General features: G+C 70.3%; 15 protein-coding genes. 6 read left to right on the top strand and 9 right to left on the bottom strand.

Translation table 11 applies throughout. The annotated features are described in order from the left end of the window. Positions 1-26 precede the first annotated feature (26 nt). The 4 genes from IM725_RS05010 to gtdA form a co-directional block, all read right to left on the bottom strand. A complete protein-coding gene (locus tag IM725_RS05010) occupies positions 27-1,337 on the bottom strand; it encodes a TRAP transporter large permease (RefSeq protein WP_193779479.1) in 1,311 nt (436 codons plus the stop codon). Further along, positions 1,334-1,819: a TRAP transporter small permease gene (locus IM725_RS05005; protein WP_193779478.1), complete on the bottom strand. Its 486-nt coding sequence runs from the start codon at positions 1,817-1,819 to the stop codon at positions 1,334-1,336. Before IM725_RS05005 ends, IM725_RS05010 begins: the two co-directional genes overlap by 4 nt. Before the next feature lie 103 nt (positions 1,820-1,922). Then, a complete protein-coding gene (locus IM725_RS05000; RefSeq protein WP_193779477.1) occupies positions 1,923-2,618 on the bottom strand; it encodes a fumarylacetoacetate hydrolase family protein in 696 nt (231 codons plus the stop codon). Next, positions 2,615-3,670, bottom strand: a complete 1,056-nt coding sequence (gene gtdA / locus IM725_RS04995; protein WP_193779476.1) for a gentisate 1,2-dioxygenase — start codon at positions 3,668-3,670, stop codon at positions 2,615-2,617. Before gtdA ends, IM725_RS05000 begins: the two co-directional genes overlap by 4 nt. 94 nt (positions 3,671-3,764) lie before the next feature. Between gtdA and IM725_RS04990 the strand changes: the two genes are divergently transcribed. Then, a complete protein-coding gene (locus IM725_RS04990; protein ID WP_193779475.1) occupies positions 3,765-4,196 on the top strand; it encodes a MarR family winged helix-turn-helix transcriptional regulator in 432 nt (143 codons plus the stop codon). On the opposite strand, the gene IM725_RS04985 is transcribed toward IM725_RS04990, so the two are convergent. The 4 genes from IM725_RS04985 to IM725_RS04970 are packed head-to-tail and all read right to left on the bottom strand — an operon-like array spanning position 4,180 to position 7,705. Next, the gene (locus IM725_RS04985; protein WP_193779474.1) at positions 4,180-4,485 is read right to left on the bottom strand and encodes an antibiotic biosynthesis monooxygenase family protein; all 306 of its coding nucleotides are present in this window, start codon (positions 4,483-4,485) and stop codon (positions 4,180-4,182) included. The genes IM725_RS04990 and IM725_RS04985 overlap by 17 nt on opposite strands. 20 nt (positions 4,486-4,505) lie before the next feature. Then, positions 4,506-4,832, bottom strand: a complete 327-nt coding sequence (locus IM725_RS04980; protein WP_193779473.1) for a 2Fe-2S iron-sulfur cluster-binding protein — start codon at positions 4,830-4,832, stop codon at positions 4,506-4,508. Between the two features lie 12 nt (positions 4,833-4,844). Beyond that, positions 4,845-6,320: a type I glutamate--ammonia ligase gene (locus tag IM725_RS04975; RefSeq protein WP_193779472.1), complete on the bottom strand. Its 1,476-nt coding sequence runs from the start codon at positions 6,318-6,320 to the stop codon at positions 4,845-4,847. Continuing rightward, the gene (locus tag IM725_RS04970) at positions 6,317-7,705 is read right to left on the bottom strand and encodes a Rieske 2Fe-2S domain-containing protein (RefSeq protein ID WP_193779471.1); all 1,389 of its coding nucleotides are present in this window, start codon (positions 7,703-7,705) and stop codon (positions 6,317-6,319) included. Before IM725_RS04970 ends, IM725_RS04975 begins: the two co-directional genes overlap by 4 nt. A 111-nt stretch (positions 7,706-7,816) precedes the next feature. Between IM725_RS04970 and maiA the strand changes: the two genes are divergently transcribed. Together maiA and pgeF are read left to right on the top strand one after the other, a co-directional pair. Further along, the gene (gene maiA, locus IM725_RS04965) at positions 7,817-8,458 is read left to right on the top strand and encodes a maleylacetoacetate isomerase (RefSeq protein WP_193779470.1); all 642 of its coding nucleotides are present in this window, start codon (positions 7,817-7,819) and stop codon (positions 8,456-8,458) included. Between the two features lie 4 nt (positions 8,459-8,462). After that, positions 8,463-9,230, top strand: a complete 768-nt coding sequence (pgeF, locus tag IM725_RS04960) for a peptidoglycan editing factor PgeF (protein WP_193779511.1) — start codon at positions 8,463-8,465, stop codon at positions 9,228-9,230. On the opposite strand, the gene IM725_RS04955 is transcribed toward pgeF, so the two are convergent. Then, the gene (locus IM725_RS04955) at positions 9,162-9,443 is read right to left on the bottom strand and encodes a hypothetical protein (RefSeq protein WP_193779469.1); all 282 of its coding nucleotides are present in this window, start codon (positions 9,441-9,443) and stop codon (positions 9,162-9,164) included. The genes pgeF and IM725_RS04955 overlap by 69 nt on opposite strands. 102 nt (positions 9,444-9,545) lie before the next feature. On the opposite strand from IM725_RS04955, the gene IM725_RS04950 reads away from it, so the two are divergent. From IM725_RS04950 to phbB, 3 genes are all read left to right on the top strand, one after another. Continuing rightward, a complete protein-coding gene (locus IM725_RS04950) occupies positions 9,546-11,234 on the top strand; it encodes a PHA/PHB synthase family protein (RefSeq protein WP_193779468.1) in 1,689 nt (562 codons plus the stop codon). A gap of 65 nt (positions 11,235-11,299) precedes the next feature. Beyond that, on the top strand, positions 11,300-12,481 hold the full coding sequence (locus IM725_RS04945) for an acetyl-CoA C-acetyltransferase (RefSeq protein WP_193779467.1): 1,182 nt from the start codon (positions 11,300-11,302) through the stop codon (positions 12,479-12,481). A 43-nt stretch (positions 12,482-12,524) separates the two neighbouring features. Continuing rightward, positions 12,525-13,259 (top strand): acetoacetyl-CoA reductase, encoded by a 735-nt coding sequence (phbB, locus tag IM725_RS04940; protein WP_193779466.1) that lies wholly within the window; start codon positions 12,525-12,527, stop codon positions 13,257-13,259. The last annotated feature ends 265 nt before the right edge of the window (positions 13,260-13,524 follow it).

Here is a 13,524-nt window from a genome sequence, read left to right as displayed (position 1 = left end):
TCATCCCCAAGCCGGCACCTCTGCCGTCAGGACATGAACCGTACCAGCCAGAGGGCGATGCCGGGGAAGGCGAGGATCAGGCCGATGCGGATGAAATCGCTGACCAGGAAGGGCAGCACGCCGCGGAAGGTCTCCGTGAGCGGCACGCCGCGCGCCATGCCGTTCACCACGTAAACGTTCAGGCCCATGGGCGGCACCAGCATCCCGAAGGAGACGACCATCAGGATCAGGATGCCGAACCAGATCGCGAGCGGCTCCTTGGCCATGCCGAAGTCCAGGCTCATGACCAATGGGAAGAAGATCGGGATCGTCAGCAGGATGATGGAGAGCTCCTCGGTCACCGTGCCGAGCAGCAGGTGCAGGACGACGATGCCCACCATGACCCAGATCGGCGAGACCTGCCAGCCCTGCACCACGGTCACGAGCTGGGCCTGCACCTGGGTGAGGGCGATGGCCGAATTCAGCACGTCCGCGCCGATGAAGATCAGGAAGATCATGGCCGTGCTCTCGGCCGTCGCGTAGAAGCTGTGCAGGAACTTCGCCCAGGTCATCTCGCGCTTGAGGAGCGCGGCCAGCAGTGCCGCGCCCGCGCCCACGCCGGCGCCCTCGGTGGGCGAGAAGAAGCCGCCGTAGATGCCGCCGAACACCACCAGGAACACCAGCGCGATGGGCAGCAGGCCCAGCACCGTGCCCCAGGCGAAGGGCGGCGGGTCGTCGTCCAGTTCGGGGGCGTGGCCGGGCACCAGGCGCACGTAGATCGCGATGACGATCATGTAGCCGACCATGGCCAGCACGCCCGGGACGGTGGCGGCCAGGAACAGCTTGGCGATGTTCTGCTCGGTCAGGATGGCGTAGATCACCAGCGGTACCGAAGGCGGGATCAGGATGCCCAGCGTGCCGGCCGTGGCCAGCGTGCCGGTGGCCAGGCGGCCGGAGTAGCCGTGGCGCTTCATCTCGGGCAGGGCCACGCCGGTGATGGTGGCCGCCGTGGCCACCGAGCTGCCGCAGATCGCGCCGAAGGCCGCGCTGGCCATCACCGCGGCCATGGCCAGGCCGCCGCGCAGCCGCCCCACCACCGCGGCGGTGAACTCGAACAGCGACTTGCTGATCCCGCCCTGGGTCGCGAACTGGCCCATGAGGATGAACAGCGGGATCACCGACAGGTCATAGCTCGCGAAGCGCGCGAAGGCCATGCTGTTCATGAAGTTGGCGTACGGGCTCCAGCCCGCCTGCAGCACGTAGCCCAGGGAGCCAGAGATGAACATGGACACGGCGATGGGCGTGCGCAGCGCCATCAGCGCGAACATGACGAGGATCATCACCAGGCTGAGCGTCATGCGGGCTCCCCGCCGTGGTGCGCCGGCCTGTCGAAGCCGAACAGCGCCTGCCTGAAGCCGATCACGGCCGTGAGCGCGAAGCCCGGCACCATGGGGGCGTAGGCCCACCACTCGGGCACGCCCAGCAGCATGGTGCTGGAGCTGGACTGGAAGGAGCTCCAGCCGCCCAGCGCGGCGCGCCAGGCCAGCAGCGCGCAGGTGAGCGCCAGCAGCAGGGCGCCGACGCGGTCCAGGCCGGCGTTGAAGCGGGGCGGTGCCTTGGCGGTGAAGAAGTCGACCACGATGTTGCCCCGGTGCAGCTGGCACAGGGGCATGAACAGCCCGACCGCCGCCCCCGTGGCCAGGCCCACCAGCTCGAAGTCGCCGGTGATGGTGCGACCCACGGTCTCGCGGCCCAGGATGCTGCCCACCGTGAGCAGCACCATGAAGGAAACCAGCGCCCCGGCGAGGAGGGCGCACAGCTTGGCCAGGCGTTCTAGCATCGGTGGCTGTCTTTCTGCGAATGCGACAAGGCCCGGCGCAGGGGCCGGGCCTGGGTGATGCTAGGGCAAACGGCTGGCTTGCCGCTTGGGGAAAACGCCGCTCTCAGGCGACGCGCACGCGCAGCTCGCCCAGGCCGGCGACGCCGCCCACCATCGTGTCGCCGGACACCACCGCGTTCACGCCCTCGGGCGTGCCGGTGAAGATCAGGTCGCCGGGCTGCAGCTCCCAGGCCGCGGACAGGTGCTCGATCGTCTCGGCGATGTTCCAGATCAGCTTGGCGATGGTGCTGCGCTGGCGGTCCTGGCCGTTCACCTGCAGCCAGATCTCGGCGTTCTCCACGTCGCCGGCCTGCGCGGCGGGCGTGATGGGGCCGGCCGGGGCCGAGTGGTCAAAGCCCTTGCCGATGGACCAGGGACGGCCCTGCTTTTTCATCTCGCCCTGCAGGTCGCGGCGCGTCATGTCCAGGCCCACGCCGTAGCCGAAGATGTGCTTCTTCGCGTCGGCGGCCCGGATGTTGCGCCCACCCGTGCCTATGGCCACCACGAGTTCGATCTCGTGGTGGAAATTCTTGGTCAGGCTGGGGTAGGGGATGCTGCCGGTCTCGCCCTGGGGCACGGCGACCACGGCGTCAGCCGGCTTGAGGAAGAAGAAGGGCGGCTCGCGGCCGGTGAAGCCCATCTCCTTGGCGTGCTCTTCGTAGTTGCGGCCCACGCAGTAGACCCGGTGCACGGGAAAGCGCTCTGCCCGGCCGGCGACCGGCAGGGAGACGACGGGCGCCGGGTTGAAGACGTAGCTCATGACAACCTTTCTTCTCGGTGGATGCCCAGTGCCTGCTGCACCGGGCGGTCGGAATAGCTGAAGAGGACGCAGCCGCCCTCGGAAGCGAAGCGCGCAGTGTGCCACGAGGGCACCACGAAATGATCCCTGGGCGAGAGCGTGAAACTGTGCGAGCCCGAGGGGCCTTCGACCACCGCCGTTCCCGTGCCTTCGACCACGCTGTAGACCGCGCCATCGGTCTGGCGCCAGGGCTTGCCGGCGAAGCCGGGCGGGATGCGCTGCATGAAGGTGGCCATGGTCGGCATGGGCGAGCCGCCGGTCTGTGGATTGACGTAGCGCAGCTTCACGCCGTCCCACGCGTCGATGGGCGCGCTGCGCTCCAGCGTGTCCAGGGCCTCGCGGCTGCGGTCGTAGGGGTAGCTGAAGATCGGCGAGGTGGCGCCGAAGGGCGCCTCATGGCGCACCGGCGCCATGTTGTGGCCGTAGCGCGCGAAGCTGGTGCCCTCCGGCTGCGTCACCGCCTGGCTGCGGCTGGCCCCGTTCTCCGCGAAGCCGGCATCGAAGAAGCGGATCATGGGGATGTCCAGCCCGTCCAGCCAGACCACCGGGCCGTCGGCATCGCTGCCGTGGTCGTGCCAGGCCCAGCTCGGGGTGATGATGAAGTCGCCCGGCCGCATGGTGGTGCGCTCGCCATCGACCGCGGTGTAGGCCCCGGAGCCCTCGACGATGAAGCGCAGCGCGCTCTGCGTGTGGCGGTGCGCCGGCGCGACTTCGCCGGGCAGGATCAGCTGCAGGCCGGCATAGAGCGACTGCGTCGCCGCCGACTGCCCGCGCAGGGCCGGGTTCTCCAGGATCAGCACCCGACGCACTGCTTCCTCGGCGGAGATCAGCTCGCCCGAACGCATCAGGAAGGGGCGGACCGCGTCGTACTGCCAGTGCACGGGCACGCAGGGGCTGCGGGGCGCGGGCGGCACCAGCGCATGCAGCACCTCCCACAGCGGCGTGAGGTGCAGCGGGGCCATCTCGTCGTAGAGCTGCCGGCGCGCGGCGGGCAGCGGGTGGGGGGCGTTCATTTCGTCTCCTTGACTGCGGGAGCCGGCCCGTGGGCGGCGATTGATAAGAATACTTATGATGGCCGCCGTGCGCAAGCGCACCTACACTCCGCCCATGCCGAAGAGCTTCGATTTCCAGCACGCGCCCGGCCACCTGATCCGGCGCGCCCACCAGGTGTCGGTGGCGCTGTTCATGGAGGAAACCGCCGGCTTCGGCGTGACGCCGGTGCAGTACGCCATCCTGAACGCGTTGATCGACGGGCCCGGCGAGGACCAGGTCACGCTGGCGGCCAAGGTGGCCTTCGACGCCGCCACCTTCGGCTCGGTGATCGGCCGGCTGGAAGCCCGCGGATGGGTGCGGCGGGAGGCGGACGCGGCCGACCGGCGACGCAAGCGGCTGTGGGTCACCCCCGAGGGGGAGGCCGCGGCCCAGGCCATGCGGCGCGCCGTCACGCGCACGCAGCAGCGCATCCTGGAGCCGCTGGAGGCCGGCGAGCGCGAGCAGTTCCTCGCGCTGCTGGCCAAGCTGGTCAGTCCGGCGACTTGAGCGCCAGCTCGAAATGCTCCACGTGGGGCGGCTGGGCGAAGAACGGGCCCACGATGCCGCGCCACTGCGCGAACAGCGGACCCTGGCGGAAGCCCACCGTGTGGTCTTCCAGCGTGTCCCAGAAGATCTGCAGCACATAGCGCTGCGGCGTCTCGATGCAGCGGTTCAGCTTGTAGCCGCGCATGCCCTTGGCCTGGGCCACCACCGTGCTGGCCGCGTGGTTGAAGGCTTGTTCGAAGGCGGCCTCCTGGCCTGCGGTGACGCGGATGTCGGCGAGTTCGAGGATCATGGTTTCTTCCGGGTTGGGGTTCAGTACTGGCGCTCGGGCAGGTCGGCCACCAGGCCGTCCAGGCTGTCGTCCAGCACCAGCTGGCAGGACAGGCGGCTGCCGGGCCCGCGCGGCACGGCGGTGAATTCGAGCATGGCGAGTTCGTCGGCCGAGGGCGCGGGCAGGCGCGAGGCGAAGGGCTCGCGCACCCGCACGTGGCAGGTGGCGCAGGTGAGCGAGCCGCCGCAGTCGGCGGCGATGCCTTCCACGCCGGCGTCCACGGCGGCCTGCATCAGGCTGCGCCCGGGCCGGGCCTCGAGCGGGATGGCGGCATCGCTGCCGGCGGGGTGGAGGGTGACGCGGACCATGGGCGGATTGTCCTAGATGCGGCTGAAGTACTCGCGCCGCATGAAATCGTCCTTGTCCTGCGCCTCCTCGAAGCGCAGGTGCTCGGCCTGCTTGATGCGGCTGAAGTAGTCGCAGAACGGGCCGCCGAAGGCCTGCACCAGCGCGTCGTCCCCGGCCAGGGCCTGCAGCGCCTCGCCCAGGCTGGTGGGCAGCATGGGGGCGCCGGCGCCGTAGGGCGCGTCGGTCGCGTGGGGCGGCACCAGGCCGCGTGCCACGCCGTCCAGCCCGGCGTGCACCTGGGCGGCGAAGTAGAGGTATGGGTTGGCCGCGGGCTCGCCGATGCGGTTCTCGATGCGTGTCGCCGGGTCGCTGCAGCCGCCGATCACGCGCAGCATGGCGCCCCGGTTGTCCCGGCCCCAGAGCACCGCCTGCGGCGCCAGCGCGTTGGGCCGGAAGCGGCCGAAGCCGTTGGCCGTGGGCGTGCAGAACACGGCCATGCCCCGGGCGTGGGCCAGCAGCCCGGCCAGGAACTGCGCGCCCAGTTCGCTCAGGGTGTGCTGCGCGTCCCCGGCCGTGCTGCCCGGCGCGGGCGCCTCGCGCATGAAGGCGGGCCGCCCATCCTCGTGCAGCAGGGACTGGTGCAGGTGCCAGCCGCTGGACATGATGTTGGGGAAGGGCGGCCGGCAGGTGAAGCTGGCGTGGAAGCCCGCGCGTTGCAGTGCCTGCCGCACGGCGCTGCGGAACAGCACCATGGTGTCGGCCGCGGTGAGCGCATCGGTGGCGGCGAACACGGCCTCCACCTGGCTGGGGCCGAGCTCGATCTCCAGCGAGGTCAGGGGCAGCCCCAGCGCCTCGCAGGTGCGCTGCACGATGCGCAGCGGTTCGTCGGCCATGTCCTGCCAGCCCTCGGCCAGCAGGTTGTAGCCCGGGTGCACCAGCGCCAGCTCGGGCGGCTGGCCGGGCCAGGCGGCTTGGGCCGGGTCCAACTGCGGGCCGGGCTCGCGGACGCGGTAGATGTGGAACTCCACCTCCAGCCCGCACTGCATGCGCAGCCCGTGCGCCGCCAGTCGGGCCAGTGCGGCCTGCAGCACGCGGCGCGTGTCCAGCGGCACCGGCGTGGCGTCCTGGAACCAGGGCTGCGCCTGCATCCAGCCGGTGCGTTCGCACCAGGGCAGCTGGCGGAAGCTCTCCGGGTCGGGCACCAGCACCAGGTTGTTGGCGAAGCCGAAGCCGGGCAGGGCGGCGGTGCCGCCGGGCTCGAAGACGCGGAAGGCGGTGCGGTCGGCGCTGTCCTTGAGCATCAGCGTGCTGACCATGCCGATGCCCTCGCGCAGCGCCGAGGCGAGGGCGCGGCGCGTCACGGCCTTGCCGCGCGTGACGCCGTGCAGGTCGCACCAGACGATGCGCACCTGTTCCAGCGCGCCCGCTTCGGCCAGCCGCAGCACGCGCGCGGCCGAGGCCTCGCGTGCGTCGTCGTGCACGCCGCAGCGCGCGGCGAAGCCCGTCATGGGGCCAGGGCTTGCGTGGCGCCCGGGCGGGCGGTCCAGGGCGCACCCTCGCGCTTGGCCTGCACCTGCGCCCGCCACCAGCCAGCCCATTCGCCGGCGGGCGCGATGCCGTCCACGGTGTCGGGGCCCTGCATCTGCGCCGCCAGGCCCGCGTCGGCCACCCCGGGCGCGGGGCCTCCCTGCTGCACCGCCTCGATCGCCTGCAGCAGCATGCGGCGGTTGGCCATGATGACCTTGTCGCTGGTGCCCAGGTGCTCGCGGGTGCGGTCCTGGATGGGGCCCATGCTCTCCACCGCCCACTGGTCGTGCACGTTGATGTCCTCCTCGCCCATGCCGAGGTAGGTGCGGGTGCGCTGCTCCTCGGGCCGGAAGCCCCAGCCGTTGTGCCGCCCGGCCTTGGGGATGTAGTCGGGCAGGCTGATGAACTGCAGCCGCTGCTCGCGCATGGCCGCCTTGTCCACCGGCCCGGCGAAGCTGGTGAAGAGGCTGTACCAGTAGGTGTGGGTGTCATCCACCGGCACATGGACCTGCGTGATGGTCAGGGTCTCCGACAGCGGGATGACGAAGGTGTGCGGGAAGATCGCCTGGGTGATGCGCACGTGCGTCAGCGCCTCGGTCATGGGCCGCAGGGCCGTGAGGCGCAGGCCCCAGGGCGTGGGCTCGGCGCTGATCTCGGGCTGGCAGAACTCCCGCATGATGCGCGTCATGGGCCAGCGCTGGCCGTCCCATTCGCCCACGCTGGCGCTGCGGAACTGCTTGCCGGCCGGGTTGTCGCCGATCTCCTCCAGCGGCGCGTCCTGCAGGAAGCGGTGCAGGAAGCTCGGGTGGGCGGGGTCGATGCCGACCTCGAAGGCCTGCAGCCAGTTGCACTGCCACAAGCCCTTGAAGGCGAAGGTGTGCGTGCCCGGCGCCGTGAAGCAGTCGAAGCCGGGCAGGGGCGGCGGCGCCAGCCCCTCGTCGCCCAGCCAGGCGAACAGGATGCCGCTGCGCGCCTGCACCGGGTAGCTGCGCTGGCGCACGCGCTCGCACAGGCGGCTGCCGGCCGGCTCGGCCGGCGTTTCCAGGCAGCGCCCCGCGGCGTCGAACTTCCAGCCGTGGAAGGGGCAGCGCAGCCCGCCCTCTTCGAGCCGGCCGAAGGCGAGGTCGGCGCCCCGGTGCGGGCAGTCCCGGTCCAGCAGGCCCCAGCGCCCGCCCTCGTCGCGGAACAGCACCAGGTCCTGGCCGAGTACGCGCACGGCCTTGAGCGGGCGCGGGCCCATGCGCGGGTCCAGCACGGGGTCGAATTCGTCCACCAGCGCCACGGGCTGCCAGTAGCGCCGCATGAGCGCGCCGCAGGCCGTGCCGGGGCCGATGCGGGTGATGAGCTCGTTCTGTTCTGCCTTCACGGATGACCTCCAGCGTGACCCTCGCCCCAGTGTGCGCGAGGCCCGCGCCCGTGCCCATCGGGCGGGACCCGCAGTGGCGGTGCGGCGCGTGCCCGGCGTTATGCTTGATGCATGAAGCTTTACAACTACTACCGCTCGTCCGCGTCCTTCCGCGTGCGCATCGCGCTGGAGCTCAAGGGGCTTTCCTACGACTACGTGCCGGTGCACCTGGTCAAGAACGAGCACCAGCAGGAGGGCTACGGCGCGGTCTCGGCCAGCCGCCTGGTGCCCTCGCTGGTGCTGGACGACGGCGAGTCGCTGGGCCAGTCCATGGCGATCATCGAATACCTGGACGAGACCCATCCCGAGCCGCGCCTGCTGCCTGCCGACGCGCTGGCCCGGGCGCGGGTGCGGGCGCTGGCCCAGCTCATCGCGTGCGAGATCCACCCGCTCAACAACCTGCGCGTGCTGCGCTACCTCACGCGGCAACTGAAGGTGGACGAAGAGGCCAAGAACACCTGGTACCGCCACTGGGTGCGCGACGGGCTGGAACTGCTGGAGCGCGAGCTGGCGCGCGGGCCGGGCGGTGCGTACTGCTGGGGTGACACGCCCACGCTGGCCGACTGCGTCCTGGTGCCGCAGATCTTCAACGGCCAGCGCTTCAACGTCGACTTCAGCGGCCTGCCGCGCACCATGGGCGCCTTCGAGGCCTGCATGAAGCTCGCCGCCTTCCAGAAGGCCCAGCCTTCGGCCTGTCCCGACGCCGAGGCCTGACGTGCTGCCCGCAGGCTGGCTGCTGCCGCAATGGGATGCGCCGGCCACGGTGGGCGCGGCCTGCAGCGTGCGCACGGGGGGCGACTCGGCCCCGCCCTGGGACAGCCTGAACCTGGGCGATCACGTGGGCGACGACCCGGGCGCCGTGGCGCGCAACCGCGCCCGCTACGCGCAAGCCCTGGGCGCGCGCCCGGTGTTCCTGCAGCAGGTGCATGCCACCGGCGTGGTGCGCCTGGAGGCCGGCACCCCGGACGGCACCGTGGCCGACGCCTGCTTCACCACCGCGCGCGGCGTGGCCTGCACCATCATGGTGGCCGATTGCCTGCCCGTGCTGTTCAGCGCCGAGGGCGGCGAGGCGGTGGGCGCGGCCCATGCCGGCTGGCGCGGGCTGGCCGGGCAGGGGGGACAGGGCGTGCTCGAGTCCCTGGTGCACACCCTGGGGCGCGAGGCGGGCGTGCCGCCGGGAGCGCTGCGGGCCTGGCTGGGCCCCTGCATAGGCCCGGCCGCGTTCGAGGTCGGCCCCGAGGTGCGCGAGGCCTTTCTTGCCGCCGATCCCGGCGCCGGGCACGCCTTCGTGCCGCATGGCGACGGCAAGTTCCTGGCCGACCTTCCGGCGCTGGCCCGGCGCCGCCTGGCCGCCCTCGGTGTCAGCCGGGTGTCGGGAAACGATGGCACCGTGCGCTGGTGCACTGTCTCCGACGCCTCACGTTTCTTCTCGCACCGGCGCGACCGGCGCAGCGGCCGCTTCGCCGCCAGCACCTGGCTGCGCTGAGTCCGCATGGGCCGCGCGCTCGGCCTCTTCGCGTTCGCGCCGGCGCCGCTTGCGTGCCGGCGTCGCCATCAGGTACGCGGCGATCGACACAGGCAGCACGCCATAGAGTACAAAGGTGACGATGGCGCCGAGCACGGTTCCGCTGGGGTTGGTGGCTTCGGCAACTGCCATCATCAGGGCGACATAGGCCCAGGCGATGATCAGGATGTACATGCGATGGACGTCACGCAGTTGGATGTTGCACTGCAACATTCGATATGGAAGAATCAGGGTTAACCCGGAACTCTTAACAAACCGGGCCCAGGAGACAAGACGATGAATTCTGTACCGCAGTGGGGGCAGGGCGCCCAGCAGTTCCAGCAAAACATCACGCAAGGGTGGGCACAGGCCCTGCAATCCTTCGGTGGCCTGGCCGGCAACACCGGCCAGGCCCTGCCGCAACTGGCCTTCGATCCCGCCCGGCTGGAGGCGCTGCAGAAGGCCTATGTGGAGGAAGCCTCCCAGCTCTGGAACCAGGGCCTGACCGCCAAGGCGCCGCTGCCGGACAAGCGCTTCGCCGCCGAGGCCTGGGCCACCAACCCGGTGTCCGCCTTCACCGCCGCCGTCTACCTGCTGAACGCCCGCACGCTGCTCGGGCTGGCCGAGGCCGCGGAGACCGACGAGAAGACCAAGGCCCGCCTGCGCTTCGGCATCGAACAGTGGCTCGCCGCCTCGGCGCCCAGCAACTTCCTGGCGCTGAACGCGGAGGCCCAGCGCAAGGCCATCGAAACGCGCGGTGAAAGCATCGCCAAGGGTGTGCAGAACCTGCTGGCGGACCTGCAGCAGGGCCATGTCTCGATGACGGACGAGAGCGTGTTCGAGGTCGGCCGCAACGTCGCCACCACCGAGGGCGCCGTGGTGTTCGAGAACGAGCTGTTCCAGCTGATCGAATACAAGCCCAGCACCGCCAAGGTCTATGAGCGGCCCTACCTGGTGGTGCCGCCCTGCATCAACAAGTTCTACATCCTGGACCTGCAGCCCGAGAACTCCCTGGTGAAGTACCTGGTCGACCAGGGCCACCGCACCTTCGTGGTCAGCTGGCGCAACCCGGACGCGACCCTGGAGGACAAGACCTGGGACGACTACATCGCCGAGGGCCCGATCCGCGCCATCGACGTGGTGCAGGAGATCACGGGGGCGCAGCAGGTGAACGCGCTCGGCTTCTGCGTGGGCGGCACCCTGCTGGGCACGTCGCTGGCGGTGCTGGCGGCGCGCGGCGAGAAGCCCGTCGCCTCGGCCACCTTCCTCACGACCTTCCTCGACTTCACCGACACCGGCGTTCTGGACGTGTTCATCGACGAGGCCTTCGTCAAGTTCCGTGAGATGCAGATGGGCCAGCGCGGCATGCTCAAGGGCCAGGACCTGGCGTCCACCTTCAGCTTCCTGCGGCCCAACGACCTGGTCTGGAACTACGTGGTGGGCAACTACCTCAAGGGCGAGACGCCGCCGCCCTTCGACCTGCTCTACTGGAACAGCGATTCCACCAACCTGCCGGGCCCCATGTACGCCTGGTACCTGCGCAACACCTACCTCGAGAACAACCTGGCCAAGCCCGGCAAGTGCACGGTCTGCGGCGAGAAGCTGGACCTGCGCAAGCTCGACATGCCGGCCTACATCTACGGCTCGCGCGAGGACCACATCGTGCCCATCGCCGGTGCCTACGGCAGCACCCAGGTGCTGACGGGCAAGAAGCGCTTCGTCATGGGCGCTTCCGGCCACATCGCCGGCGTGATCAACCCGCCGGCGAAGAACAAGCGCTCCTACTGGACCAACGACAAGCTGCCCAAGACCCACGCCGAGTGGCTGCAGGGCGCGAAGGAGCACCCTGGCAGCTGGTGGACCGACTGGTCGGCCTGGCTCAAGCCGCACGGCGGCAAGCTGGTGGCCGCGCCCAAGTCGTACGGCAGCCGCAAGTACAAGGCCATCGAGCCCGCCCCGGGCCGCTACGTCAAGGCCAAGGCCTGACGCGGATGACCTGAACAATGCCCCGGCGCCACAGGCCGGGGCCCCATCACCCAAGGAGCAGAGACATGGAAGAGATCGTCATCGTATCGGCGGCGCGCACCGCCGTGGGCAAGTTCGGCGGCAGCCTGGCCAAGGTGCCGGCGCCTGAACTGGGCGCCGTCGTGATCCGGGAGGCCCTGGCCCGCGCCGGCGTTTCGCCGGACCAGGTCGGCGAGGTCATCATGGGCCAGGTGCTCGCGGCCGGCAGCGGCCAGAACCCGGCGCGCCAGGCGCTGCTCAAGGCCGGCCTGCCCAAGGAAGTCCCGGGCCTGACGATCAATGCCGTGTGCGGCTCCGGCCTGAAGGCCGTGATGCTGGCCGCCCAGGCCGTGGCCTGGGGCGACTCCGAGATCGTGGTCGCCGGCGGCCAGGAGAACATGAGCGCCGCCCCGCACGTGCTGATGGGTTCGCGCGACGGCCAGCGCATGGGCGACTGGAAGATGATCGATTCCATGATCGTCGACGGCCTGTGGGACGTCTACAACCAGTACCACATGGGCATCACGGCGGAGAACGTCGCGCGTGAGAACCAGATCGACCGCGCGGCCCAGGACGCGCTCGCGCTGGCCAGCCAGCAGAAGGCCGCCGCGGCCCAGGACGCCGGCAAGTTCAAGGACGAGATCGTTGGCGTCTCGATTCCGCAGAGGAAGGGCGACCCGGTCGTGTTCGACGCGGACGAGTTCATCAACCGCAAGACGAACGCGGACGCGCTGGGCGGCCTGCGCCCCGCCTTCGACAAGAACGGCACCGTCACCGCCGGCAATGCCTCGGGCATCAACGACGGCGCCGCCGCCGTGGTCGTCATGAGCGCGAAGAAGGCCGCCGCCCTCGGGCTGGCGCCGCTGGCGCGCATCGTGTCCTTCGGCACCAGCGGGCTGGACCCGGCCACCATGGGCATGGGCCCGGTGCCCGCCACCCGCAAGGCCCTGCAGCGCGCCGGCTGGAAGGCCTCCGACGTGGACCTGTTCGAGCTGAACGAAGCCTTCGCCGCCCAGGCCTGCGCCGTGAACAAGGCGCTGGACATCGACCCGGCCAAGGTCAACGTCAACGGCGGCGCCATCGCCATCGGCCACCCGATCGGCGCCTCGGGCTGCCGCATTCTCGTCACCTTGCTGCACGAAATGAAGCGCAGCGGCGCCCGCAAGGGTGTCGCAGCCCTGTGTATCGGCGGCGGCATGGGGGTTTCCCTTGCCGTGGAACGCGCCTGAAAGCGCTACAAAGAAGACACCCGAACACCAAGGAGAGAACAACATGGCCAAAGTAGCGTACGTGACCGGCGGCATGGGGGGCATAGGCACCGCGATCTGCCAGCGCCTGCACAAGGAAGGCTTCACCGTCATCGCGGGCTGCGGCCCCACGCGTGACTTCACCAAGTGGCTGGACGAGCAGAAGGCGCTGGGCTACACCTTCTACGCCTCGGTCGGCAACGTGGGCAACTGGGAGTCGACGGTGGAAGCCTTCGGCAAGGCCAAGGCCGAGCATGGGCCGATCGACGTGCTGGTGAACAACGCCGGCATCACGCGCGACCGCATGTTCCTCAAGATGACGCGCGAAGACTGGGACGCGGTGATCGAGACCAACCTCAACTCCATGTTCAACGTCACCAAGCAGGTGGTGGGCGACATGGTGGACCGGGGCTGGGGCCGCATCATCAACATCAGCTCGGTGAACGGCGAGAAAGGCCAGGCCGGCCAGACCAACTACTCGGCCGCCAAGGCCGGCATGCACGGCTTCACCATGGCGCTGGCCCAGGAACTCGCCAACAAGGGCGTGACCGTGAACACCGTGAGCCCGGGCTACATCGGCACGGACATGGTCAAGGCCATCCGCCAGGACGTGCTGGACAAGATCGTCGGCACCATCCCGGTCAAGCGCCTGGGCGAGCCCTCGGAGATCGCTTCCATCATCGCCTGGATCGCCTCGGACGAGAGCGGCTACTCCACCGGCGCCGATTTCTCGGTGAACGGCGGGCTGCACATGGGCTGAGACGGCGCCCTGAGGCCCCGCTTCGGCAGGGCCCAGGGCACCGACGCTCGGCCCTGCCAGCCCAGCCGGCGGGCCGGCCCCCGATGCGCTCGACCCACGGCGAAGGCCGGCCCCCCGGGGCCGGCCTTCGTGTTTGGGGCCGAGGCAGCAGCACCCTGGCCCTGCCGCTGAGCCGGCGGCCCCAACCGTCGCGCTTGCAAGCTCATCCCCAGCATTTCGAGCCGCAACACCCGCAACAAGAGGGTGCCTGCGGCCCCTGAATGTG

Source organism: Ramlibacter aquaticus (assembly GCF_015159745.1).
GTDB lineage: Bacteria > Pseudomonadota > Gammaproteobacteria > Burkholderiales > Burkholderiaceae_C > Ramlibacter > Ramlibacter aquaticus.
The sequence above is the reverse complement of the archived record's forward strand: the minus strand, read 5'-3'. Positions and strand labels throughout refer to the sequence as shown.

Bases quoted from the DNA above. Each gene is read 5' to 3' on its own strand.
- IM725_RS05010 (WP_193779479.1), bottom strand. From the start codon at position 1,337: ATGACGCTCAGCCTGGTGATGATCCTCGTCATGTTCGCGCTGATGGCG.
- IM725_RS05005 (WP_193779478.1), bottom strand. From the start codon at position 1,819: ATGCTAGAACGCCTGGCCAAGCTGTGCGCCCTCCTCGCCGGGGCGCTG.
- IM725_RS05000 (WP_193779477.1), bottom strand. From the start codon at position 2,618: ATGAGCTACGTCTTCAACCCGGCGCCCGTCGTCTCCCTGCCGGTCGCC.
- gtdA (WP_193779476.1), bottom strand. From the start codon at position 3,670: ATGAACGCCCCCCACCCGCTGCCCGCCGCGCGCCGGCAGCTCTACGAC.
- IM725_RS04990 (WP_193779475.1), top strand. From the start codon at position 3,765: ATGCCGAAGAGCTTCGATTTCCAGCACGCGCCCGGCCACCTGATCCGG.
- IM725_RS04985 (WP_193779474.1), bottom strand. From the start codon at position 4,485: ATGATCCTCGAACTCGCCGACATCCGCGTCACCGCAGGCCAGGAGGCC.
- IM725_RS04980 (WP_193779473.1), bottom strand. From the start codon at position 4,832: ATGGTCCGCGTCACCCTCCACCCCGCCGGCAGCGATGCCGCCATCCCG.
- IM725_RS04975 (WP_193779472.1), bottom strand. From the start codon at position 6,320: ATGACGGGCTTCGCCGCGCGCTGCGGCGTGCACGACGACGCACGCGAG.
- maiA (WP_193779470.1), top strand. From the start codon at position 7,817: ATGAAGCTTTACAACTACTACCGCTCGTCCGCGTCCTTCCGCGTGCGC.
- IM725_RS04955 (WP_193779469.1), bottom strand. From the start codon at position 9,443: ATGTACATCCTGATCATCGCCTGGGCCTATGTCGCCCTGATGATGGCA.
- IM725_RS04950 (WP_193779468.1), top strand. From the start codon at position 9,546: ATGAATTCTGTACCGCAGTGGGGGCAGGGCGCCCAGCAGTTCCAGCAA.
- IM725_RS04945 (WP_193779467.1), top strand. From the start codon at position 11,300: ATGGAAGAGATCGTCATCGTATCGGCGGCGCGCACCGCCGTGGGCAAG.
- phbB (WP_193779466.1), top strand. From the start codon at position 12,525: ATGGCCAAAGTAGCGTACGTGACCGGCGGCATGGGGGGCATAGGCACC.